The organism is Streptococcus parasanguinis (assembly GCF_964238605.1).
GTDB lineage: Bacteria > Bacillota > Bacilli > Lactobacillales > Streptococcaceae > Streptococcus > Streptococcus parasanguinis_AJ.
On sequence record NZ_CAXSMM010000003.1, the window covers coordinates 170,311 to 190,944 of the forward strand.

Consider the following 20,634-nt stretch of genomic DNA (forward strand, 5'->3'; position numbering starts at 1 on the left):
AAGAATTGTTTTGTCGAAATTAATTTATAAAACAACTTTAATAATGATATCCTTGATAGCATTAATTGGTTGTGGTAAAAAAGAAGAAAATTCCAAAATATCAGACGATACCGGAAACTCTAAAAAATTTTTCATTTACAATCCCCAAGCAGAAGTCAAAAATTTTGAATTTATTAATGATCATAATGGGGTTGTCGTAGAGTGGGATTTTAATAAAAAGGAAAAGGAAGAGTCGCAGTCTGCCACAACAAATGCTAGCTGGGTGACTGTAAATTCAGATTATTTGGTTAGACAAAGAGCAAAAGTGAGACATTCAAGCGTGACCAAAAAGATGAAGTCAGATGAATACTTTTATCTTGATATTTATAATTTAGGTAATCAAAAAGCCAGCAAGAAAGAAGTTAATATTTGGCAGAAATTAGTTGACTATTTAGGCGAGGATGATTTTGAATTGATCGGTTATTTATCGACTCTTAGAAAATTTGAGAGTAACGATTATGCAGTGCTAACTGTAAATAGCGAAAAAAATTACCGGTATTTTCTATTGAATTTAAAAACTCTGAAAATTGATGGTGAAAAAACAAAAGAAGAACTAAAAGAGAACGGAAGAATTGCTCTTGAGTTAGATTCAAATAAAGCTTTTTCAGCAGGAGTAAAACAGTTCGGTAATAGCTTTTGGAAAACAGATACTTATAAAGGAGATATCAATCTAAAAAATAATAACCCATCAGCTTTTAACCTATTTTCAAAGAAAGATAGTTTTGCTTACAAAGTGATAAACTCTGAAAATGGAATGATTACAAATGGGAAGGAATTGCTGGATCTTGAGTCAGAATTTATTCCTGTTGGTAAATCAGTTTATGAGGATCTCTATATACCATCAAAATGGAGTATTAACGGGAAAGATCAAAAGATAGTTTCCTATGATGAGATTCAAGAGTATTATAATGGTGAGATTGAAAAGAGATCACTAGTATCATAAAAGTAAAGGAGAAATATTATGGTAATGGACTCGACAGTTGAAATAGATGTTGCTCATATTCATGGTATTCAAGTTGCTGCAAAAGAACTAGGTGATCAGATCACTGATGGAGCTTCGGCTGTTTCTGATGACTCGGGTTATTTAATTTCATCTGGAACAGATGAAATTAAATCAATAGTGGGGAATGTTGCAACTGTGGTGAGTAAATTAAATAACTATTTAGACCATGTAGCGACATCGTTTTATAAAGCAGATACTTCTATAGCCAGCTCCATTTCAAAAGGTGGTGTGGTAGAATCGTATGGAAAACCCAAAAATGATACTACAGATACATCGCCTACTGATGGTGAAAAAGCTGCAGCAGATGGTTTACCTTGATTAGTTGACTCTTTATCAACTATAGTCAGTGGCGAAAAGTTACAACCTGGAGAGGACCAAATTGGTTCTCTCCTTTTTGATGTTCAAGGCAGTACGTAGACTAGTTTTTTAATTTCTTACGTTTTCGAAAAATCTTAATGTCGTTGATCAGTTGATGAGCAATCCTAATCTTGCAAACAAAAACAACTACCTTCCTGACAGTTGCTTTCCTAAGGAGTTTAAGACTTTATTATAATCTCTTATATTTTGTGGCTCTTCCGATGCCTTCTCGTTGGATCTCGCCTCTAGCTATCAATTTTCTTAGTGCGCCTTCAATGGAACTGATGCTGAGGGATGGGCAGAGTTCAAGAATGTCTTGCTTGGTGAATCGTCCTAGTTTTTGTTGGGTTGCTTTTCGGACGAGTTCCAGAGCAGGAAGTTTTTCTTCGATGATGGTAAATCGCTCTTCGAAGGCTTTGTAGGCTACAAGGATGGTTCCAAGCAGGTATTTCACAAATGGTAGTACGTCCTATTGTTCTTCATGCCAATGGTGTCTTGCTTTTCTTAAAGCTTCATAATATGTTGCTTTGTTTTGGGCGATGAAAGCTTCTAAGGAGATATATTTCCCTACATAGAAGCCACTTCGATATAATAATAGGGTCGTTAATAACCGACTCATTCTCCCATTTCCATTGTTAAAGGGGTGGATGCATAAGAAATCATGGATGAAAAAAGGGATCGCAATCAGAGGTTCCACTTCAAAATTCCCTAGTATGCGATTGTATTCATAGCAGATCTTGTCCAAAGCTTCCTGTTTCGAAAGGTGCCAGCGGTGTAAATAGTACTTCCGTATGACCATCTAGTAACTAACTTGATCTTCGAATTAATTTTCGGTATGATAGTAAGGAATGATGTATAAATGATTGATAAGGAGTGACCTATGTCTAAAGAGACTTATTTACAGCTGAAAAAAGAATTTTGGATGCGTTTTGCTTTTAATGTGGGGATTGCGGGGATCGGTCTTGTGCTATTGATCGTTATGATTCTCAATCAATCCCGCTATATTCCCTACTTGCTCGTGGTCATGGGGATGATTTCCTTGATGAACCAAGTCTTGGTCATGCCAACCAAGAGCAAGAAAGATGCCTGTGAGAAAGAGCATCCGGAGTGGAAGGACTTGACGGTCAAAGGCGTCAAGTTTGATTCTCAGGAACAGTCAAAACGCTATGGGGTGAGCCTGATTGCGTTGATCGTGGTCATCGGGGCTTTCTTTGCCATGTACCGTCCGACCCTCCAAGCGCAAAAAGAGCAAGAGGAGAAAGTAGAAATCCGTCAGAAATTGCAGCCAGCTGTTGAGAATATCCAAAAGCAAGAACAAAGCTCACGAGAAGCGGTCCAGTCTCAGATGAAGGACCTGCTACGGACACCGAGCTCCAGCTCAGAAACAGAGGCAACAAGTGGGGAATGATCAGGATTGCCTGCTGTTGACCAATCATAAAGAAATCACCGTCCTATCGGTGATTTTTTTGTCTTCACTTCTCCCTCGAATTAATCCTTAAATTGTGATAAAATAAGGGTTACGAATGTTTTTGAATGGTCTGTTTTTGCTTAGAAGTGGGCTACTCAAAAGCGAGCAAAAGAATCAAGATCAAGGGAGAAACAATGTCCAACACCTTTGAAATTTTAATGGATCAGCTGGATATGCCGCTGGAGATGCGATCTTCCAGTGCCTTTTTGCATGCGGAGATTCAAGAAGTCGTGGTGCATAAGGTCAGTAGGGTCTGGGAGTTCCGCTTTGCTTTTGCGGAAGTCTTGCCCATTGCTTTGTTTAAGGAATTGCGTCAGCGCTTGAAGGACGAATTTTCAAAGACGGGAAACCAGGCGACTTTTACCATTCAAGTGGCCAATCAGGACTTTTCTGATGATTTATTGCAGGCCTACTATCGTGAGGTCTTTGAGGAAGGGCCTTGCGCGAGTCAAGGATTTAAGGGGCTCTACCAAGACTTGCAGGTGCGCGCAGAAGGGCAGGAGTTGATCATCTTAGGGCCTTCTTCGGTCGATACAGAGCATTTCCGTAAGAACCATTTGCCCAATCTTGCCAAGCAGTTGGAAGCCTTTGGTTTTCCGCATTTCACCTGTCGAGTGGAGTCTGATGAAGAGTTGACAGAGCAAGAAGTAGCGCGCTTTGAGCAGGAAAATGAAAAGATCTTCCAAGCGGCCAATGAAGAGACCTTGCGGGCCATGGAATCCTTGGCCCAGATGGCTCCGCCACCCGCGGTTGAAGAAAAGCCGGTCTTTGATTTCAAGGCTAAGAAGGCAGTGGCTAAGCCCAAGCTAGACAAGGCTGAGATCACTCCGATGATCGAGATCACAACAGAAGAGAACCGGATTGTCTTTGAGGGTGTGGTCTTTGACGTGGAGCACAAGGTGACGCGGACCGGTCGGGTCTTGATCAGCTTTAAGATGACCGACTATAGCTCGAGTTTTTCCCTTCAGAAATGGGTGAAAAATGAGGAAGAAGCCCAGAAGTTTGACATGATCAAGAAGAACAGCTGGCTACGGGTGCGGGGAAATATCGAAATGAACAATTTCACGCGCGACTTGACCATGAATGTCCAAGACATCCAGGAAGTCGTGCATTATGCCCGCAAGGACCTGATGCCAGAAGGTGAGCGCCGGGTGGAATTCCACGCCCATACCAATATGTCGACTATGGATGCCCTGCCGGAAGTCGAAGAGCTGGTTGCCAAGGCAGCTGAGTGGGGCCACAAGGCGGTGGCCATCACTGACCATGGCAATGTGCAGAGCTTCCCACATGGCTTTAAAGCAGCCAAGAAGGCTGGGATCCAGCTGATCTATGGGATGGAAGCCAATATCGTAGAGGACAAGGTGCCCATCACCTATAACGAGGTGGATCTGGACCTCAATGAAGCAACTTATGTGGTCTTTGACGTGGAAACGACGGGACTTTCAGCCATCTACAATGACTTGATCCAGGTCGCTGCTTCTAAGATGTACAAGGGCAATGTCATTGAGGAGTTTGACGAGTTTATCGACCCGGGACATCCTCTGTCTGCCTTTACGACCCAATTGACAGGGATCACCAATGAGCATGTCCGGGGTGCCAAGCCCTTGGTGCAGGTTTTGAAGGAGTTTCAGGCCTTCTGTGAGGGAACCGTTCTTGTCGCCCACAATGCCACCTTTGACGTGGGCTTCATGAATGCCAACTATGAGCGTCATGGTCTTCCCAAGATCACTCAACCAGTCATCGATACCCTGGAATTTGCCCGTAACCTCTATCCAGATTTTAAACGGCATGGCTTGGGGCCATTGACCAAGCGCTTTGGGGTAGGCTTGGAGCACCACCACATGGCCAACTACGATGCGGAAGCGACGGGGCGCTTGCTCTTTATCTTCATCAAAGATGTCGCTGAAAAGCATGGGGTGACCAATCTTAAGGACTTGAATATCGATTTGATCGATGAGAATTCTTATAAGAAGGCGCGGGTCAAGCATGCGACTCTCTATGTCAAGAATCAGACCGGCCTTAAGAACATGTTTAAACTGGTCTCACTTTCTGGGACCAAGTATTTCGAAGGAGTCCCACGGATTCCCAAGACCGTGTTGGACGCCCACCGCGAAGGCTTGATCCTCGGATCGGCCTGCTCAGAAGGGGAAGTCTTTGATGCGGTCATGTCGCAAGGGGTGGATGCGGCAGTCGAAGTGGCCAAGTACTACGACTTTATCGAGGTTATGCCACCGGCTATCTATGCGCCCCTCATTGCCAAGGAGCAGGTCAAGGACATGGACGAGCTCCAGACCATTATCAAGAGCTTGATCGAAGTGGGAGATCGCCTCGGCAAGCCTGTTCTTGCGACAGGAAATGTCCACTATCTGGAGCCGGAAGATGAGATCTATCGGGAGATCATTGTCCGTAGTCTCGGTCAAGGGGCTATGATCAACCGGACCATTGGGCATGGAGAAGATGCCCAGCCAGCACCACTGCCAAAAGCCCATTTCCGTACAACCAATGAAATGCTGGATGAATTTGCCTTTTTAGGGGAAGACTTGGCGCGCAAGATTGTCATTGAAAATACCAATGCCCTGGCAGAAATCTTCGAACCTGTCGAAGTGGTCAAGGGTGACCTCTATACGCCATTTATCGACAAGGCCGAAGAAACAGTTGCCGAGTTAACCTATCAGAAGGCCTTTGAAATCTATGGAAATCCACTACCTGATATTGTGGATCTGCGGATTGAAAAGGAATTGACCTCTATCTTGGGGAATGGCTTTGCCGTGATTTATCTGGCCTCGCAAATGCTGGTGCATCGTTCCAATGAGCGGGGCTACCTGGTTGGATCGCGTGGATCCGTTGGATCCAGCTTTGTCGCGACCATGATTGGGATTACGGAGGTTAATCCGCTCTCGCCTCACTATGTCTGCAGCCAGTGCCAGTACAGTGAGTTCATCACTGATGGCTCTTATGGATCTGGTTTTGATATGCCGGATAAGGATTGTCCAAACTGTGGCCACAAGCTCAGCAAAAACGGCCAAGACATTCCCTTTGAGACCTTCCTTGGTTTTGATGGGGACAAGGTACCCGATATCGATTTGAACTTCTCAGGGGAAGACCAGCCGAGCGCCCACTTGGATGTCCGCGATATCTTTGGGGAAGAATATGCCTTTCGGGCAGGAACGGTAGGTACGGTCGCAGCTAAGACTGCCTACGGCTTTGTCAAGGGCTATGAGCGGGATTTTGGCAAGTACTACCGCGATGCCGAGGTCGAGCGCTTGGCTCTCGGTGCAGCTGGGGTCAAACGAACGACCGGTCAGCACCCGGGGGGAATCGTTGTTATTCCAAACTATATGGATGTCTATGACTTTACTCCGGTCCAGTATCCGGCAGATGATGTGACAGCTGAATGGCAGACCACTCACTTTAACTTCCACGATATCGATGAGAACGTCCTCAAGCTCGATGTCCTGGGACACGATGATCCGACCATGATTCGGAAGCTCCAGGACTTGTCAGGTATTGATCCAAATGATATCCCTATGGATGATCCAGGGGTCATGGCCCTCTTTTCTGGGACAGAAGTGCTAGGGGTAACAGCCGAGCAGATTGGAACACCGACAGGGATGTTGGGGATTCCAGAGTTTGGGACCAACTTTGTTCGGGGCATGGTCGAAGAGACCCATCCGACGACCTTCGCGGAGCTCTTGCAGCTCTCTGGTCTGTCTCACGGTACCGACGTGTGGTTGGGAAATGCCCAAGACTTGATCAAGGCGGGCATTGCCGATCTATCGACCGTTATCGGGTGTCGGGACGACATCATGGTTTACCTCATGCACGCGGGTCTCAAGCCTAAGATGGCCTTTACCATCATGGAGCGCGTGCGGAAAGGTATGTGGCTCAAAATCTCAGAAGAAGAGCGCAATGGCTACATCCAAGCCATGAAGGAAAACAATGTCCCTGAATGGTACATCGAGTCCTGTGGTAAGATCAAGTACATGTTCCCTAAAGCCCATGCGGCGGCCTATGTTATGATGGCCCTTCGTGTGGCCTACTTTAAGGTGCATCATCCACTCTATTACTACTGTGCTTACTTCTCGATTCGGGCCAAGGCCTTTGACATCAAAACCATGGGGGCAGGCCTTGAGGCCGTGAAAGCTCGGATGAAGGAAATCGCGGAGAAACGCAAGAACAACGAAGCTTCCAATGTCGAGATCGACCTCTACACTACCCTTGAGATTGTCAATGAGATGTGGGAGCGGGGCTTCAAGTTTGGCAAGCTAGACCTCTATCGCAGTCAGGCGACAGAATTCTTGATTGATGGGGATACCCTGATTCCACCATTTGTCGCTATGGATGGTCTAGGAGAGAACGTTGCCAAGCAAATCGTGCGGGCGCGTGAAGAAGGAGAATTCCTCTCTAAGACCGAGCTCCGGAAGCGCGGTGGTGTTTCGTCCACCCTGGTTGAAAAGATGGATGAGATGGGCATTCTTGGCAATATGCCAGAGGATAACCAGTTGAGTCTCTTTGATGATTTGTTTTGATGGAGGAAATCCATTTACAAAAGTTGATCCAGTTTCATCTAATGAAAAACGAATGCCAATTAGAAGGCTATTGTACATCCAATGGATTTACAACAGCCTTCTTTTTTGTTACAATGATAGATAGAAAGAAGGTGAGAAGATGTCAAAGACGAGCATGAGTATCCGTTTGGATAGTGAGGTTAAGGAGCAGGCCCAACTGGTGTTCAATCATTTGGGAATGGATATGACAACAGCGATCAATATTTTTCTTCGTCAGGCTATTCAATATCAGGGCTTACCTTTTGATGTTCGATTAGACGATCATGGGAAGTTGCTCCAAGTCGTAACGGATGTAGAGCAAAATCGGAATATGAGTCAACCCTTTGAATCAGTCTCAGACTTGATGGAGGACTTGCGTGCTTAAGATTCGTTATCATAAACAGTTTAAAAAAGATTTTAAGTTGGCGATGAAGCGAGGTTTGAAGGCAGACTTGTTAGAAGAAGTTTTGAATTTTCTGGTTCAAGAAAAAGAACTTCCTGTCAGATATCGTGACCATCAATTGACCAATTCCAAGTATTTCCAAGGTGTTCGGGAGTGTCATATCCAGCCGGATTGGCTTTTGGTTTACAAAGTAGACAAGGATGAATTGATTTTAAACTTGCTGAGGACAGGAAGTCACAGTGATTTGTTTTGATGGATTCAACGATCCTCGTTCAGTTTGAGGTTGGCTAATGATAGAAAAGAAAAAAAGAGCAATACCCTGGAAGTCAGGGAAAGTCATTTCCATTCGCCTACGAAACGGCGTCTATGTCTTAGCACAAATGGTGCGAGAGCCCTATCTGGTATTTTTTAACCATTTTAAGGGGGAAAATAGCTGGAAGGGGGTGACATTGAAAGAGGAGAATATTCTCTTTTGTAAAGCAGTCACTCGTCAGTTTCTACGCTCTAGTCCTGTAACGATTGTCAAAGATCTTGACCCTCTCTTAGATTATCGGTTACCCAAAGAATGGATTTATAGCCACATGAGAGGGCATCCGATTACGGTTTCGGTGAAGGGACGGGAGCGCCAAGTAGCTGGTTTTGGCCAACGGCTTTCCTTGGTTCAGGCCGATAAGGATAGTGGCCTACCAGAGGATAATCCTCTAATGGGCCTCTTCCAAGCCTATATCCTACCAGACATCCAAGAGCAAGATTGGGAGCGGGTCGGTCAGGCTGAGCTCATGTCTCTCGAAGTCTTTCCGACGCTCAATGAACGTCTCTATCTCTGTTTTCTTTATGGGGAAAATGTGAATCCAGAGCTAGATATCTCATTAGGAAAGCCCCTACCCGATGAGTATGAAACCTATCTCGATATTCTTAGCAGCAGCCCAGAGGCCCGACGTCTCTATCTGGGTGAGGAGGATGACTAAGAAAGGAATAGAACATAAAGTTAGAAATTTTTGCGGAAGACAAACCTGCTGAAAAAGTCTTTGACTATAAGTTAGAAGTAGCAGACTATGTGCTCCTCCTATCTACCGCGATGCTCTCAGGAGCGAATGCTCTAGCCAGCTTATGTACAGCCTTGAAAGAGTAGATGACAGAGAGTGGGACAGAAATCGGTAATTCGTTAGAATTCGATTTCGTCGTCCCACCTCCGCACAGTTGAGTAGGGCTGTAAAAGCTTATGAAATCAGCGTATTAGAGCCCACTCAACCACTGCGTCTTGCTCGACAATCCAAAGACAATTGAGAGGCTAGGACTTTTGTCCCAGCCTCTTTTCAGTCTTTTCAGATCTGATAAGTGTTTTCTTTGGCACTGGATTGTGTTACAATTTTTAGTAACAAGTGTTTATAACAAGGAAACAGAAAAGATGAAACAGAGGAGAAGCGTGTGGCAAGATATTTAGTAGGGCCTTACAATAATAGTTGGAACTTTATGGATGCGCTTGAAAAAGCGCAGGATGGTGATACCATCGAGTTTGAAAATGGGTATGTCTTTCAATGGCCGACAAATAAAGTGATCGAGATCGACAAGAACCTTCATTTCGTGGGGCATGTGGTCCCAAATCCAAATGGCAATGGGCGCATGTTTAACAACATCATTGAGGCTTCCTTCCGATTTGTAGAGGGAGCTCAGGTGACATTTGAAGATCTGTGGTTTAAAGTTGGTGGGAATTATACTACCTTGCTCTTATGGAATAGCTCAGATATCACCTGTAAACAGGTCTATTTTGAAGCAACCACTCCGACAAATAGTGAATTTTTTATCTATATGGATACGCATTCGAAGTTGACACTGGAAGGAGTCGGGATGAAGGTTCCGGAAAAACACCAAAGTGCCATCGGTATGTCCGCTTCGGAATTGACTATTCGCAATTCAACGATCTTTTCTAAGATAGATCTGTCAGAAGGCTCTAAATTGGCCTTAGAAAATGTCCATATTGAAATATTTGGGAATAATACCATCCATGCCAAGGACTCAGAAGTGATCGCAAAAAATTCAACGATTACAGGCGGGGATCTGGAAAAGGATTATCCACCAGTTTGGTTGAGGAATGTCATCTGGGAATCTGAAAACTGTAAAATAGAGTTGCCTACAGGAACTGGAATCTGTCTTGACAACAATGTTCAATTCAATTCGGATTCGGATCGTATGACCTCCATCAATTCATACAATAGTATGATCCGAGCTAACCAAGCGACATTTTCAGAATGTTTATGCGTCTATGAAGAGTCCTTTGCTTCTTTGACTGGAGAAACGACTTTCTTGAATGAGAATGCCCAAACCATTTCATTTGGAGTTTTTGATGAGAGTGTGTTGATGGCTGAGCATCTGATTTGCCATAAGATTGCGGATCCCAATATCCGACTCCAAAGTGGGGCCTTTGTGAAGGCAGGTACCATGACCTATAGGCAGGGCGATGCGCGTGATCTGACCAAGGAAATCGAGGATGGTTGTGACTATCTCATTGGCAGAGAAGTGGCCAAGGGCAATGCGCAAGTCGTTGCTACGGGACAGGCGACGGATGCAACGGTGGCTCCAACTACCGCAAGAGACTCTGGACCAGAGAAGAAACAAGATGCTCTTCAAGAACTCAATAGCCTGATTGGTCTTGAAAAAGTCAAACATGAGATCAAGAAAATGATCAACATGGTGGAATTTAACAAGAAACGAATCGCCAGTGGCAAGGCACCTGAAAAGCAAACACTCCATGCGGCCTTTATGGGAAACCCTGGTACAGGGAAAACCACTGTGGCCCGTCTATTGGGACAAGTGCTCTTTGATGCGGGTGTTCTCTCAGGGGAAGAATTCCGTTTCGTGGAAGCAACGGAGTCCGATCTGATCTCTTCGAATATTGGAGGAACAGCTGAACAGACCCAAGCCCTGCTTGAAAAAGCGCGAGGAGGAATCCTTTTTATTGATGAAGCCTATAGCTTGGATAAAAAGGACAGCGGTGCGGACTTTGGGATCGAGGCGATCAATACCATCCTCAAATTTATGGAGGACAATCGCGATGATATCATGATCATCTTTGCCGGCTATACCAAGGAAATGGAAGAGTTCTTAAAGACCAATCCAGGCCTCCGTTCTCGGGTACCAAATAATTTCATCTTTGAAGATTTCACAGGAGATGAGATTGTCCAACTAGGTGAAATGATCTTAAGCAAAGGAGACTACAAACTCGAAGACCGGGATTACTATGCGCGGCATGTTAAGCGGGCTTATGATGGCTCGCTAGATAAGAGCAATGGTCGCTGGATCCGGAACCTGGATGAGCAATTGACCAAGACCATGGCAGATCGGGTGGTGGCCCAAGGTTCTGACGATATTGAGACCATCCTCAATAGCGATATCGATGCTGTCCTTAACCAAGGTAAGTATCAAGCAGGAGCCGATAAGGAAGAAGATGGAATGGCTGCCCTCAACCGTTTAGTTGGCATTGCCAAGGTGAAAGAGCAAGTGGAACAATTCGTGGCCATGGCTGAGTTCAATCAAAAACGGGCTGAACAAGGTGGCATCGTCGAAGATACGACCTTGCACTCTCTCTTTCTTGGAAATCCCGGCACAGGGAAGACCACCGTGGCCCGCATTTTGGGCAATATCCTCTTCCAAAAAGGGGTTATCAAGCAGAAGAAATTCATCGAAGTATCGCGGAGTAATCTGGTTGGAGGCTACCAAGGTCAAACAGCCTTGAAGACGCGTGAAGTTTTGGAGAGTGCACTGGGTGGAGTCCTCTTTATCGATGAGGCCTACACGCTCTATACCGGTTTAAATGATGATTTTGGGAAAGAAGCCTTGGACGAAGTCCTCAAATTTATGGAGGACCACCGCCGCGATATCGTCATTATCTTTGCTGGCTATACCAGAGAGATGCATGACTTCTTGCAGGTCAATTCAGGTTTGCAAAGTCGGATCCCGACTACATTTGATTTTGAAGACTACAGCCCAGATGAGATTGTGGAGATCGGTCTGTTAGGATTGCGTAAGCAAGGCTACCAAGTCAATGAAGCCCTTTACGGAGAGATTGTGAAAGGGAATTATATGCGTGCCAATGACCATAGTAATGGTCGCTGGGTCCGCAATCTTAATGAAAAACTCTTGCGCCAAGTATCGACTCGGGTAACTCGTGAAGGTAGTACAGACTACAATTCCATTTTGGATCAAGATTTGGAAGCTTTGAGAGAGAATAGCGATTCTGAACAACCTCATACCGTGGATGATCAAGGCTATGTTCTTCCTTAAGCTAGAAGGAACAAGAAAAAGAGGCTGGGACAAAAGTCCTAGCCTCTCAATTATTTTTGGATTGTTGAGCAAGACGCAGTGGTTGAGTGGGCTCTACTACGCTGATTTCATCAGCTTCTACAGCCCTACTCAACTGTGCGGAGGTGGGACGACGAAATCGAATTCTAACGAATTACCGATTTCTGTCCCACTCTCTTTTTGCATGGACTTATGGTATACTAGGAGGAGATCATTCACTTATGAAGGAGAAAGCAATGGTTTTACCAAATTTTAAAGAAAACCTCGAAAAATATGCCAAATTATTAGTGGCGAACGGCATCAACGTGCAACCTGGTCATACCTTGGTCTTGAACATTGATGTGGAACAAAGAGAATTGGCCCACTTGATCGTGAAGGAAGCCTATGCTTTGGGGGCGCACGAAGTGATTGTCCAATGGGCAGATGATTTTACTACCCGTGAAAAATTCCTCCATGCACCGATGGATCGTTTGGACAATGTGCCAGACTACAAGATCGCTGAGATGAACTACCTCTTAGACCACAAGGCTAGTCGCTTGGGTGTGCGCTCGTCTGATCCAGGTGCCTTAAATGGTGTTGATGCAGAGAAGCTTTCTGCCTCTGCCAAGGCTTTGGGTATGGCTATGAAACCAATGCGCATCGCCACTCAATCCAACAAGGTCAGCTGGACAGTGGCTGCAGCAGCAGGTTTAGAATGGGCGAAAAAGGTCTTCCCAAATGCGACGAGCGATGAAGAAGCAGTGGATCTCCTGTGGGATCAAATCTTCAAGACTTGCCGAGTTTACGAGGAAGATCCAGTCAAAGCATGGGAAAAGCATGCAGCTATTTTGAAGAGCAAGGCAGATACACTGAATAAGGAACAATTCTCAGCCCTTCATTACACAGCCCCAGGGACTGATTTGACTCTTGGCTTGCCGAAAAACCACGTCTGGGAATCTGCCGGAGCCATCAATGCCCAAGGCGAAAGCTTCTTGCCAAACATGCCGACAGAAGAGGTCTTCACAGCTCCTGACTTCCGCCGTGCTGAAGGTTATGTAACGTCTACAAAACCGCTTAGCTATAACGGAAACATCATCGAAGGGATCAAAGTGACCTTTGAAAATGGAGAAATTGTGGATATCACAGCAGAAAAAGGCGATCAAGTCATGAAAGATTTGGTCTTCAAAAACAAGGGAGCGCGTGCCTTGGGTGAATGTGCCCTCGTACCAGACCCAAGCCCAATTTCCCAATCAGGCATTACCTTCTTCAACACTCTCTTTGATGAAAATGCCTCTAACCACTTGGCCATCGGGGCAGCCTATGCAACCAGCGTAGAAGGTGGCGCAGAGTTCACAGAAGAAGAACTCGAAGCAGCCGGCCTCAACCGCTCAGACGTCCACGTTGACTTCATGATCGGCTCAAGCCAAATGGATATCGACGGTATCCGTGAGGATGGAACACGCGTACCACTCTTCCGTAATGGAGATTGGGCAATTTAAGGAGAAACTATGATTGGAAGTATGTTTGTCGGTCTTTTGATCGGACTTCTAGCTGGAGCTATCACCAATCGTGGCGAACGCATGGGATGTTTTGGGAAAATGTTCCTGGGCTGGATTGGTGCCTTTTTAGGACAATTACTCTTTGGTGCTTGGGGACCAAGCCTAAACGGTACAGCGATTATCCCATCGATTCTTGGTGCCATGATTTTATTAGCCATCTTCTGGGAAAGAGGAAGCTAGGTTTAACTTGCTAAAACAGATAGAGTGGTTGGAAATCTTCCAACCTCTTTTTTAGTCAAAACTTGATCATCAAAGTAAAATCAGGTATGATGGAAGGTATGTTCTGTTATGATTAAATAAGATAATTATGGCTGTGGTAGACTGGTGAAAAGTTAGTTTAGTTTCTCCGTCTAAGAATGAAACAGTATAGAAAGTAAGAGACATCTATGTTTAAACCCGCAAAAATCGAGTATTTACCGAAAATGAATTTTCGATATCGTTTGTTAAAAGTAGAGAATGAATGGTATTTAATGGAAGTCGATCGGCCAATTATAACAAGTTATTTTCTTCCATGGTTTACCTATTTTGTCCCTCATAAAGGTTATCAGCTAACAGAGGATGAAGTAGAAGCAATAGCTCCGAAAGTGCTTGAAGGAGATAAGAACATGCTTTCAACTCAGACTAAAGTGGGGATCTCAACACTTGGTGCTGGTTCCTTAGCAGTTTTACTAGGTAGAGCTTTTCCGATAGAGGATTATTTATATTTTACTTCCCATCTACTGAATCTAGTGTTAATGATCCTTGTTCTATGTATTGTTGTTGGGCTTCGTATTTGGCTGAGCACTAGGAAAATAGAGACTGGAATGATGGCTTCTAAGAAAGCTAAAAGAATCTATTGTCGCCCAGCAAAATTTAGGATAGTACTAAGAAATCTTTTATTGTTGATAGTTCCTTTGTTTTTGTCAAGTGCAATGATTTACTCAGTTTTGAGTAAAATTAAACCAAATCTAATTGTTCATATGGTCCTATTTGTTACTTCATTTATGTATTTAGCATCAGCTATTTTAGGTTTATATGCTCCAGGCGACGATTTCAAAGCTAAAATCAAGTAGATCCAGTCGAGTAAAACCCAGAAGCAATAGCAGCGTCCATCTGCTTTTGGCCCTTAAAACAATTTTTTAGAAAGGAGCATGCTATGAAAAATGAAAAGAAAGTCGATATTAAGCAGGCGAACAAAGTCTACTTTAAAAGTTTAGCCAATACACGCGCTTCAGCGGCTATGATGATCAATTCGTGGACAGGCGTATTTCTGTTCGCATTTGAAATCCTTTGTTTTTATTCGTATGATGTATCGAAAGGTATAAAACCATTTAGTCATTGGTTTTTTGATATCCTCGTCATCTATTGTCTTTACCATATCATTGCATTTTTCTTGCCGTTAATGGGGGCATTTATATATAGAAGACAAGTGTTGTCAACGACTCTACTCTTATTCACCTATGTAGGAATGTTTTTATCGCTCCAAGTCATGGGCTTGCTCATCATTGTTTCTGCTCTTGCAAATAAGGAATTTGAAGTAGGTTTCCCGAAATATGGCTTCATCGTCATTACTTTTCTTGTGATTTGTACCTTATTGGGCTTTATTTATCATCATTTTTGGCTTAAGAAGCAGTTAAAGATTGGCTTTTCACCAACTAGAACCCTGGGAAATTATTTCGCAAAATCAAGTAGTTACAGTAGCAATGCCCTAACGATCATCTTCGTCTGCTCCATGATAGGAGCGGCCCTTACTGGCTATTATGGAGTGGTGCTAGGAGTATCCGTAAGCATACTATTCAGTTACGCTTTTACTCAGTTGCTGACAGAAGTTGGTTACCTCTTGTATTTGAAAACGAAAAGCAAGGATTACTGGGAGGATGAACCTGAGGAGAATCCGACGTTGTGGGATTTACTATGGGGTTGGTTGAAAGGCTTCAGTCTGAAAAAAGCTAAACATCGTATTTTATTAGAAATTTTAGTTTTTATATCCTTTACAGTAATTGCCTATAATTCAGGATATTCTAAACCAGGTATAAAATATCCATTTTGGCTAGTGTGGGGAGTAAGAATTTTAGTTTATACAATCGTGCTTGATCTATTTATCAGTATAGTGCGCTCTATCATGCGTAAGTTTTCGAATAAAAAGCAAGGCAAAAAATAACAAAAAAATACCTAACTGAGAGTTTCCTCAGTTAGGTATTTTTGTCGGTTACGCTATTCTAAAATCAAGAGGCCTTCTTTGATTTCAAATGGGTTGTTTGGGTTGATGCGGTCATAGAACATGATGCCGTTGGTGTGGTCGATTTCATGTTGAACGACGATGGAATTGTAGCCTTTGAGTTTGATGCGTTTCTTTCCCCCATCTTTTGTGAAATACTCAACCGTCACGCGGGCATGGCGAACCACATAGCCTGGGACGTTGCGGTCTACAGAGAGACAGCCTTCCCCGTCGCCAAGAGCCGCATCTTGAACAGAATGGGCGACAACCTTTGGATTGTACATGACTTCTTGAAGGCTATAGGCTTCTTTTGGTGGGTTTCCATCGGCATCTTCTGGATTGGGAACCAAAACAGCGATGATTCGTTTAGAGATATCCAGCTGAGGGGCAGCGAGCCCCACTCCTCCACGGAGGCCAAGTTTTTCAGCCATAACAGGGTCTTGAGAATGGTGCAAGAATTGCATCATTTTTTCACCCAGGATAATTTCCTGATCAGACAAAGGGAAGGTCACGTCTTCTGCAACAGCTCGAAGTGTTGGATTTCCTTCGCGGATAATGTCATCCATATCAATCAAATGGGATGCTCTTGTAACTTTTTCAATTGCTTTCATCGTTTTACTCTCACTTTCTTTCTACCCTCCATGATAACACAAAAGAGCCTAAAATTAAAGTTATCTGTCGACGGTTTCCGCATGTTTGATGGACAAATCATTCATCCTTTTTGCATCTAAAATCGTATAGACTCGCCCTTCTCTTTGGACTAAGCCCTCTTCGATCATCTGCTTGATGACACGGCTAAGGTGGCGGTAGCTGATCCCAAAACGCAGGGCCAGCTGATTCATCTTGGGCTTGAGGGTCCCATTTTCATCGCAATGCTCCAGAAAATGCGAGGCGAGGCGTTCCTTGACCGAATAATGAAAGTTGGCAGGAGCCAAATAGTTGATCTGGTGTAATTTCTCAGCCAAGGTCTTGGTCGTAGAGCGCAAAAAGGTTGGATCAAGCAGGAGGCGCTTCTTAAAGTGCAGGGCTGGGAGCTGGACGACTAGCGAGTCTTGGTCTGCAATGACTGATGAGATACAGACCCGATCGAGCAGGAGCTCAATCTCTCCTAAGAGTCCAGGTTTTTCTTGGATTTCAAGGATGGTGTCGCTGCCATTCTCAAGACTGTGGATAATCTTGAGCCGGCCTTTGAGAAAATAAGGAATGACATCTTGCTCAGAGCCTTGGCGGCAGATATAATCTCCAGCCTGGTAGAGAACGAGGTCCAGTTGGCTGAGGCAGTCGCCCGGAAAGATCTGGTCCAATTGGTAGTCTGTGATGATTTCCTTGAGTCTTGTAGATGGGGAAATTTTTTTCATCTCAATCTCCTAAAATAGGACAAATGTCCTGTTTTTCTATTTCTAAATTGATTATACTAGGATTCTATTGAAAATACTAGTTTGAATCTTTTCTGAAAAAACTAGTAAAATCAAATGTTACCAGTAAAGTGTAGGAAATAAAAAAATGAAAAAAACAATGGAAAGAATCAGTCTCTTGAGTTTGTCGCTCATGCTGATCTCATCCTTTTCAATTACAGCAGGTTTGCCGGCTATGAAGGCCTATTTTAGCCACTTCGGCTATACAGCAAGTCAGGTGGAACTCTTGGTTTCCCTGCCAGCCTTTGCGGTCGTGGCCATGCTTTTTTTAAATAGCCTGATCGAGCGGTGGATGAGTGAGCGCCAGATGATTGTCGTAGGGCTCTTGCTCTTTTCAACTAGTGGCCTCTTGCCTTTGGTTGTGCAGGACTATCCTCTCATCTTTCTGAGTCGTTTGCTCTTTGGCTTGGGGACAGGAATGATCAATGCCAAGGCTATTTCGATTATCAGTGAGCGCTACTCAGGCAATGATAAGACCCGGATGCTGGGCTATCGGGGGTCTGCTGAAGTGGTGGGCTCTGCCATCTTGACCTTTATTGTGGGACAACTCTTACCCCTAGGCTGGCCGGCGATCTTTGCCGTATATGGTGGTGGTTACTTGATTTTACTCCTCTATATCCTTTTTGTTCCCTATCCTAAGGGGCAAAAACAGGCTAGCTTGAAGGGGAAAAAGAAAGGTTCCGCACGCCTTCGCTCCCCTCAATGGCGTTTTAGTCTAATGCTAGCTGTGATTGCTGGTATCATCATTTGCTTCAATTCTATTATTAGCTTGCGCGTGCCGGATATTATCGTTGATGCTCGTATGGGAACGGCGACAACAGCTGGAACCGTCTTGAGTCTGATGCAATTGACAGGGATTGTAGCAGGGGTAGGCTTTGCCAGTTTAACACATGTTTTCAAAAAGAACTTGCTTATGATCATGTGCTTTGGCTTCGGTCTAGCTCTGGCCTTGATTGGCTTGTCTAGCCAGCTATGGAGCTTGGTTCTAGGAACCTTGCTGGCAGGATTTACCTACAGTACGGGGGTCACCAGTATCTTCTATCACTTATCTGAAAAAATCCCGACCAATCTCCTGAATCTTGCGACCTCGCTGGTCTTGATCGGCTGCAATCTTGGATCAGCCGTCTCTTCTTTCTTCATCCAGTTGGTGACGCCACTAGCTCCTTCCAATCATCTGCTCTTTGTCTTGATTGGTGTTTTGATGCTCCTAACAGGAGTCTTCGCCTCACAATTACTAGCACGAACGAAATGATTGAGAAATCATTTCGTTTTTTTAATTCAATCTATTGCGTCCTGTCACTAGCTCGTGTTATTATAGGAGGAGTGTGAAAAAAAGATTAGTTTAAAGGAAAAAATAATGAAAAGAATCATGGAGAAAGTGAGTATTCTCGCGCTTTCATTTATATTGACGACTTCGTTTTCTATTTCGAGTGCGCAGTCGGCCATGTTTGCCTATTATAAGGGAATTCCTCACAGCATGATTGAGCTCTTGGTCTCGCTTCCTTCTGCAGGGATCATGGTTTCACTCATCTTCAATAAATGGATTGGGCGCCTATTTTCAGAGCGTCAGATGATTGTGACAGGCCTAGTCGCTTACGCTCTATGTGGCTTTATTCCCTTAATCAGTCCAGCCTATCCAGTTGTCTTTTTGTCTCGGATTATTTTCGGGATGGCGGTTGGCTTGCTCAATGTTTCTGCCATTGCCATTATCAGTGAGCGCTATAAAGGAAAAGAACGCGTCCAAACCCTTGGCATTCGTGGTTCTGCAGAGGTTGTTGGGACGGCCGTTTTAACCTTTGGAGTCAGCCTCTTGATTCGCTTTGGCTGGCAGGCTGCCTTTCTCGTTTACGGCATCAGTATTCCTATCTTACTTTTGTATCTCTTATTTGTGCCTTATGGATCTAAGACAGAAGCAGTGGAGGAAAAACACAAGGATGTGAAGATGACGGGGGGACAATGGCGGACTACGCTCGGCTTAGCGGTCGTTGCGGCAGCTATCGTCTTGTCCAATGTCATGATCACCGTTCGGATTCCAAGTGTGGTAGAACAAGTTGGACATGGCACTGCCCAAACTGCTGGGGTTATATTAGCAGCCATGCAATTTGTTGGGATCTTGGCAGGTTTGGCCTTCTCGCCCTTGACCTATCTATTCGGTGATCGTTTATTATTGGTTTCGGGAGTAGCTTATGGTGTGGCCCAAATGTTGATCGGGGTCTCTCCAAATCTCTTGATTCTTGCCCTTGTAACAATTGCTTCTGGCTTCGCCTACAGTGTGGCTTTGACAACAGTTTACAATGTCTTATCTGATAAGATGCCAGCAGGGGTCTTGAGCCAGGCAACGTCCATTGCGGTTTTGGGATGTAGTACAGGTTCGATCGCAACGACCTTTGTCCTTAGTCTATTAGGGACGATCTCATCCGCTCCAGTCTTCATTTTTGGATTTTCTGGTATCCTCATGATCCTGGTTTCCTTTTTTGGTCTTTGGATTGTACGAAAGAGCGGGAAGTAATCATGCGACTAGATAAATTTTTAGTGGATTGTGGCGTGGGGAGCAGGTCCGAGGTCAAACAACTCCTCAAGCAAAAGAAAATCGCAGTAAATGGAAAAAAAGAGACAGCAGGAAAACTACAGATTGATCCAGACAAGGATCAGGTGACCTTTATGGGAGAAGACCTGGTCCATGAAACCTTCGTGTATTATCTGCTTAATAAACCAGCTGGGGTCATCTCAGCGACTGAAGATGACCATCACCAAACGGTGTTAGATCTATTGGATGAGACAGCCCGTCACAAGGAAGTCTTTCCTGTCGGGCGTCTAGATATCGATACCCATGGCTTACTCCTTTTGACCAATAATGGCAAGCTCGCTCATGCCATGCTTTCGCCGAAGAAGCATGTGTCGAAGATCTACCGTGCCCAGGTGGCTGGGATCATGGATGAGGCAGATGTGGCCCGTTTTGAAGCAGGCATTGCCCTCAAAGACTTCACGACTTTGCCTGCGAGATTGCAGATCTTAGAGGTGAATGAGGCAAGCGCCAGCTCCTATGTCGAAATTGAAATCGCTGAAGGAAAATTCCATCAGGTCAAGCGCATGGTCGCTGCCTGTGGCAAGGAGGTGGTGGATTTAGAGCGGATCTCTGTGGGTCCTCTAATGCTAGATCCAACTCTTCAATTGGGAGAATGGCGAAGACTCCAGCCTTCAGAACTCAAGTCCCTAGAGGTCTTCGGTGTTCCTTTATAAGCAAAAAACCAAGAGGCTGGGACAAAAGTCCTAGCCTCTCAATTATTTTTAGATTGTCGAGCAAGACGCAGTGGTTGAGTGGGCTCTACTACGCTGATTTCATCAGCTTTTACAGCCCTACTCAACTG

Annotated in this window: 19 protein-coding genes; 15 read left to right on the forward strand and 4 right to left on the reverse strand. The window is 44.5% G+C overall.

Features of this window, described 5'->3' with window-relative positions; translation table 11 throughout:
* Window positions 1-10: 10 nt before the first annotated feature.
* Entirely contained in the window at window positions 11-982 is a 972-nt protein-coding gene (locus tag ACESR9_RS04180) for a hypothetical protein (protein ID WP_247923493.1), read from the forward strand.
* Between the two features lie 24 nt (window positions 983-1,006).
* A complete protein-coding gene (locus ACESR9_RS04185) occupies window positions 1,007-1,360 on the forward strand; it encodes a hypothetical protein (protein WP_373105699.1) in 354 nt (117 codons plus the stop codon).
* Window positions 1,361-1,589: 229 nt separating this feature from the next.
* Here ACESR9_RS04185 and ACESR9_RS04190 read toward each other — a convergent pair whose 3' ends face one another.
* Both ACESR9_RS04190 and ACESR9_RS04195 read right to left on the reverse strand, forming a co-directional pair.
* Window positions 1,590-1,853, reverse strand: coding sequence for a hypothetical protein (locus ACESR9_RS04190; RefSeq protein ID WP_373105700.1), 264 nt, complete (start codon window positions 1,851-1,853; stop codon window positions 1,590-1,592).
* Window positions 1,854-1,868: 15 nt separating this feature from the next.
* Window positions 1,869-2,198 carry a Fic family protein gene (locus ACESR9_RS04195; protein WP_373105702.1) on the reverse strand — a complete coding sequence of 110 codons (330 nt, stop codon included), beginning with the start codon at window positions 2,196-2,198 and terminating at the stop codon, window positions 1,869-1,871.
* An 81-nt stretch (window positions 2,199-2,279) separates the two neighbouring features.
* Here ACESR9_RS04195 and ACESR9_RS04200 point away from each other — a divergent pair, with 81 nt between their 5' ends.
* From ACESR9_RS04200 to ACESR9_RS04245, 10 genes are all read left to right on the forward strand, one after another.
* Window positions 2,280-2,807 carry a hypothetical protein gene (locus tag ACESR9_RS04200; RefSeq protein ID WP_373105705.1) on the forward strand — a complete coding sequence of 176 codons (528 nt, stop codon included), beginning with the start codon at window positions 2,280-2,282 and terminating at the stop codon, window positions 2,805-2,807.
* A gap of 194 nt (window positions 2,808-3,001) precedes the next feature.
* On the forward strand, window positions 3,002-7,396 hold the full coding sequence (locus tag ACESR9_RS04205; protein WP_373105707.1) for a PolC-type DNA polymerase III: 4,395 nt from the start codon (window positions 3,002-3,004) through the stop codon (window positions 7,394-7,396).
* A gap of 139 nt (window positions 7,397-7,535) precedes the next feature.
* A complete protein-coding gene (locus ACESR9_RS04210; RefSeq protein ID WP_009732165.1) occupies window positions 7,536-7,799 on the forward strand; it encodes a type II toxin-antitoxin system RelB/DinJ family antitoxin in 264 nt (87 codons plus the stop codon).
* A complete protein-coding gene (locus tag ACESR9_RS04215; protein ID WP_373105710.1) occupies window positions 7,792-8,070 on the forward strand; it encodes a type II toxin-antitoxin system YafQ family toxin in 279 nt (92 codons plus the stop codon). Before ACESR9_RS04210 ends, ACESR9_RS04215 begins: the two co-directional genes overlap by 8 nt.
* A 37-nt stretch (window positions 8,071-8,107) precedes the next feature.
* Entirely contained in the window at window positions 8,108-8,785 is a 678-nt protein-coding gene (locus ACESR9_RS04220; RefSeq protein WP_373105711.1) for a DUF8309 domain-containing protein, read from the forward strand.
* Between the two features lie 460 nt (window positions 8,786-9,245).
* Entirely contained in the window at window positions 9,246-12,098 is a 2,853-nt protein-coding gene (locus ACESR9_RS04225) for an AAA family ATPase (protein ID WP_373105713.1), read from the forward strand.
* A 254-nt stretch (window positions 12,099-12,352) separates the two neighbouring features.
* Entirely contained in the window at window positions 12,353-13,594 is a 1,242-nt protein-coding gene (locus ACESR9_RS04230) for an aminopeptidase (protein ID WP_373105715.1), read from the forward strand.
* A gap of 9 nt (window positions 13,595-13,603) precedes the next feature.
* Window positions 13,604-13,834 carry a GlsB/YeaQ/YmgE family stress response membrane protein gene (locus tag ACESR9_RS04235; RefSeq protein ID WP_003010011.1) on the forward strand — a complete coding sequence of 77 codons (231 nt, stop codon included), beginning with the start codon at window positions 13,604-13,606 and terminating at the stop codon, window positions 13,832-13,834.
* A 206-nt stretch (window positions 13,835-14,040) separates the two neighbouring features.
* On the forward strand, window positions 14,041-14,706 hold the full coding sequence (locus ACESR9_RS04240) for a DUF443 family protein (protein WP_070665111.1): 666 nt from the start codon (window positions 14,041-14,043) through the stop codon (window positions 14,704-14,706).
* A gap of 83 nt (window positions 14,707-14,789) precedes the next feature.
* The gene (locus ACESR9_RS04245) at window positions 14,790-15,794 is read left to right on the forward strand and encodes a hypothetical protein (RefSeq protein ID WP_373105718.1); all 1,005 of its coding nucleotides are present in this window, start codon (window positions 14,790-14,792) and stop codon (window positions 15,792-15,794) included.
* 53 nt (window positions 15,795-15,847) lie between these two features.
* On the opposite strand, the gene def is transcribed toward ACESR9_RS04245, so the two are convergent.
* Both def and ACESR9_RS04255 read right to left on the reverse strand, forming a co-directional pair.
* Window positions 15,848-16,462, reverse strand: a complete 615-nt coding sequence (gene def, locus ACESR9_RS04250; protein ID WP_373105719.1) for a peptide deformylase — start codon at window positions 16,460-16,462, stop codon at window positions 15,848-15,850.
* Between the two features lie 60 nt (window positions 16,463-16,522).
* Window positions 16,523-17,209 (reverse strand): cyclic nucleotide-binding domain-containing protein, encoded by a 687-nt coding sequence (locus ACESR9_RS04255; protein WP_373105721.1) that lies wholly within the window; start codon window positions 17,207-17,209, stop codon window positions 16,523-16,525.
* Window positions 17,210-17,354: 145 nt separating this feature from the next.
* Between ACESR9_RS04255 and ACESR9_RS04260 the strand changes: the two genes are divergently transcribed.
* The 3 genes from ACESR9_RS04260 to ACESR9_RS04270 all read left to right on the forward strand — a co-directional run bounded on the left by ACESR9_RS04260 (window position 17,355) and on the right by ACESR9_RS04270 (window position 20,506).
* On the forward strand, window positions 17,355-18,518 hold the full coding sequence (locus tag ACESR9_RS04260) for an MFS transporter (protein WP_373105725.1): 1,164 nt from the start codon (window positions 17,355-17,357) through the stop codon (window positions 18,516-18,518).
* A 105-nt stretch (window positions 18,519-18,623) separates the two neighbouring features.
* Complete coding sequence (locus tag ACESR9_RS04265) at window positions 18,624-19,775, forward strand: MFS transporter (protein WP_373105727.1); 1,152 nt, start codon at window positions 18,624-18,626, stop codon at window positions 19,773-19,775.
* A 2-nt stretch (window positions 19,776-19,777) separates the two neighbouring features.
* Window positions 19,778-20,506 (forward strand): pseudouridine synthase, encoded by a 729-nt coding sequence (locus ACESR9_RS04270; RefSeq protein ID WP_373105730.1) that lies wholly within the window; start codon window positions 19,778-19,780, stop codon window positions 20,504-20,506.
* The last annotated feature ends 128 nt before the right edge of the window (window positions 20,507-20,634 follow it).

Coding starts and splice junctions, on each gene's coding strand:
- ACESR9_RS04185 (WP_373105699.1), top strand. CDS start 1,007: ATGGACTCGACAGTTGAAATAGATGTTGCTCATATTCATGGTATTCAA.
- ACESR9_RS04195 (WP_373105702.1), bottom strand. CDS start 2,198: ATGGTCATACGGAAGTACTATTTACACCGCTGGCACCTTTCGAAACAG.
- ACESR9_RS04200 (WP_373105705.1), top strand. CDS start 2,280: ATGTCTAAAGAGACTTATTTACAGCTGAAAAAAGAATTTTGGATGCGT.
- ACESR9_RS04205 (WP_373105707.1), top strand. CDS start 3,002: ATGTCCAACACCTTTGAAATTTTAATGGATCAGCTGGATATGCCGCTG.
- ACESR9_RS04210 (WP_009732165.1), top strand. CDS start 7,536: ATGTCAAAGACGAGCATGAGTATCCGTTTGGATAGTGAGGTTAAGGAG.
- ACESR9_RS04220 (WP_373105711.1), top strand. CDS start 8,108: ATGATAGAAAAGAAAAAAAGAGCAATACCCTGGAAGTCAGGGAAAGTC.
- ACESR9_RS04230 (WP_373105715.1), top strand. CDS start 12,353: ATGGTTTTACCAAATTTTAAAGAAAACCTCGAAAAATATGCCAAATTA.
- ACESR9_RS04235 (WP_003010011.1), top strand. CDS start 13,604: ATGATTGGAAGTATGTTTGTCGGTCTTTTGATCGGACTTCTAGCTGGA.
- ACESR9_RS04240 (WP_070665111.1), top strand. CDS start 14,041: ATGTTTAAACCCGCAAAAATCGAGTATTTACCGAAAATGAATTTTCGA.
- ACESR9_RS04245 (WP_373105718.1), top strand. CDS start 14,790: ATGAAAAATGAAAAGAAAGTCGATATTAAGCAGGCGAACAAAGTCTAC.
- def (WP_373105719.1), bottom strand. CDS start 16,462: ATGAAAGCAATTGAAAAAGTTACAAGAGCATCCCATTTGATTGATATG.
- ACESR9_RS04255 (WP_373105721.1), bottom strand. CDS start 17,209: ATGAAAAAAATTTCCCCATCTACAAGACTCAAGGAAATCATCACAGAC.
- ACESR9_RS04260 (WP_373105725.1), top strand. CDS start 17,355: ATGAAAAAAACAATGGAAAGAATCAGTCTCTTGAGTTTGTCGCTCATG.
- ACESR9_RS04265 (WP_373105727.1), top strand. CDS start 18,624: ATGAAAAGAATCATGGAGAAAGTGAGTATTCTCGCGCTTTCATTTATA.
- ACESR9_RS04270 (WP_373105730.1), top strand. CDS start 19,778: ATGCGACTAGATAAATTTTTAGTGGATTGTGGCGTGGGGAGCAGGTCC.